At 31.4% G+C, this 2,150-nt stretch carries 4 protein-coding genes; 1 reads left to right on the top strand and 3 read right to left on the bottom strand.

Going from position 1 to position 2,150, the window contains the following annotated elements:
- Positions 1-718, bottom strand: a 718-nt coding sequence (locus ACXJH6_RS09165) for a rolling circle replication-associated protein (protein WP_456471458.1), incomplete at its 3' end; no start/stop codon positions are given.
- Positions 715-978 carry a hypothetical protein gene (locus ACXJH6_RS09160; RefSeq protein WP_456471457.1) on the bottom strand — a complete coding sequence of 88 codons (264 nt, stop codon included), beginning with the start codon at positions 976-978 and terminating at the stop codon, positions 715-717. The genes ACXJH6_RS09165 and ACXJH6_RS09160, both read right to left, overlap by 4 nt.
- 580 nt (positions 979-1,558) lie before the next feature.
- On the opposite strand from ACXJH6_RS09160, the gene ACXJH6_RS09155 reads away from it, so the two are divergent.
- Entirely contained in the window at positions 1,559-1,819 is a 261-nt protein-coding gene (locus ACXJH6_RS09155) for a hypothetical protein (RefSeq protein ID WP_456471456.1), read from the top strand.
- A gap of 19 nt (positions 1,820-1,838) precedes the next feature.
- Here ACXJH6_RS09155 and ACXJH6_RS09150 read toward each other — a convergent pair.
- On the bottom strand, positions 1,839-2,150 hold a 312-nt coding region (locus tag ACXJH6_RS09150; protein ID WP_456471455.1), incomplete at its 5' end, for a hypothetical protein.

Genomic DNA, 2,150 nt, shown 5'->3' with positions numbered 1-2,150 from the left:
TCTTTCTGAAAACTCTACGATACTTATAAAAAAGTTTTAGATCTATTTCAAAGCAATGAATAGAAAGTTTTAAATTTTTACGACCAAAAACGCCCCAAAAACGCCCAGGTAAATTCCAAACTTCAGAGCCAGCAACGGAAACAGATTTAGAAAAATATTTAGTCAAATAAATACTTAAAATATCAGCAGTTTTTTTAGGTGTATTATATTCAAGATTTATAACCTGCGTTCCAGCCCGCAAATGTTTAATATCATGCGAGCCAACAATACGATACCAAGTAAGAGAAACAAAGCCAATAAAATTATTAAATTCAGCAACAGAGTTTAAATGAATACCCGTAATAAGAATATGATAATGAGGAGCTTTACGCTTTTGAGGTTCTAACTTCCAAATACCAGAAGCATTAGGAAAACGACGCAAAAAAGCCTTTGCAAAAACATCAAGATGTTTTTTAGATGCACGAGCAGAGGGAAAATCAGAAGGATAAGTGAGAGTTATAAATAAAGTAGGAGGTGTCTCTAAAGATAAAACCAAATTTTTTAAACGCCTATAAGATGCATAAGAAAAAGTGCGAATAGGTGAGCGTTTAGCAGGTGAAACAACTTTACTCTGATAATAGTTGACAGTTTTGGTAAAGTTAGCTATCCTAGTAGCTAACTTGAGGGTTGTTTTTGTGCGCTGCGTTGGCAGCAGCGCCTTTTTTTCTTTTCTTTTCATTCACAATTCACCTTCAATTTTTCTAAATCTTCTTTATCTAACAATCTTTCAGAAAGAAGTTTAATAGCACGAACAAAACTAATCAATCCTGTTTTATCGAAAAGGTCATAATCCATAAGTGCAATAGAAAGCAAATTGTTAATTGTTTGAGAACGATTTAAAGAAAGTTTTTTAGATATTTCTTCAATTTTCATTGCAACAGAGTGATCTAAAGTAACAGTTACTTGAGACTTTTTTATTGGGGAAGGACGCCTAGACATAAAAACACCCCCTTCAAAAATAGTTATTTATACATTATAAGAAAAAAACCGTAATGTCAAGAAAAAATAAAAGCATAATAAAAAAGGAAACCAAAAATAAAACAGACAAAAAATAGACAAAAAATAAAACGGTGAAATATGAAACGGTAAACAAGCCCAGAGCCATAATAAAGTTTTACAGGTTAGCTATAGTCTCTGCAAAGCTGACGCCCTCGCTAACGCTCGGTTGTCGGTTTGACGTTTGCCTTGCTCGCTACGCTTCGCAAGTTTGCCGTCAAACTCAAAACAAAAAGATACCTATTTATAGATTTGTAAAGAATTATAAAGCGTTTTAATTAAAAATAGGGCGTTTGGTGGATGCTGGACTTTAGAACTTTTATTTTTTTATTTTTTATCCAAAAGAAAAAGAAAAAACAGACAAAACAAGAAGGCTTGCTCGCTCACGCGCGGACGCTCGAAGCCTTCTAAAGTCTCAAAAAAAATATAAAAAATGTAAAAAAAAACTTGACAAAAGTAATAAAAGGCATTATAATTATTTCAAACCATTACGGTTTGAAAGATTTTTTAAGGAGGTGGAAAGATGGAAAGGAAAAAGTTAGAGCTGGGAAAATACAGAATAATAATAGAGGACAAGGAAAAAAGAAGAAAAATAGCAGAAAAAGCAGCGAAAGCAAAAGCAGAAAGAGCAAAAGAGAAAATCAAATGGGCAATAATAAAACTAAAAAAGAAAAACAAAAAAATAACGCCTTACCAAATTACAAAAGAAGTAAAAATAAGTTATAACACAGCAAGAAAATATTTCAAATCATTATGTTGTGAAATAGAAAAAGATGGAAAGTAATACTTATCAGAACAATTTATTACGAAAAACCAGAAAAAGAAGAGGAAGAAGAACATTTATAAACGAGATTATAACCAAAAAGGTCAGCTAAACGAGAAAGAAGATTATAAAAATCAGTTAAAGAGGAGAAAACAATAGAATAATTACCAGAATACAGCCTTTTTGAAACCTTACCATAACGCTTTAAAAGATATTTTTTAAGTCTCTTTCTGAAAACTCTACGATACTTATAAAAAAGTTTTAGATCTATTTCAAAGCAATGAATAGAAAGTTTTAAATTTTTACGACCAAAAACGCCCCAAAAACGCCCAGGTAAATTCCAAACTTCAGA

Source organism: Caminibacter sp. (assembly GCF_053999135.1).
The sequence above is the reverse complement of the archived record's forward strand: the minus strand, read 5'-3'. Positions and strand labels throughout refer to the sequence as shown.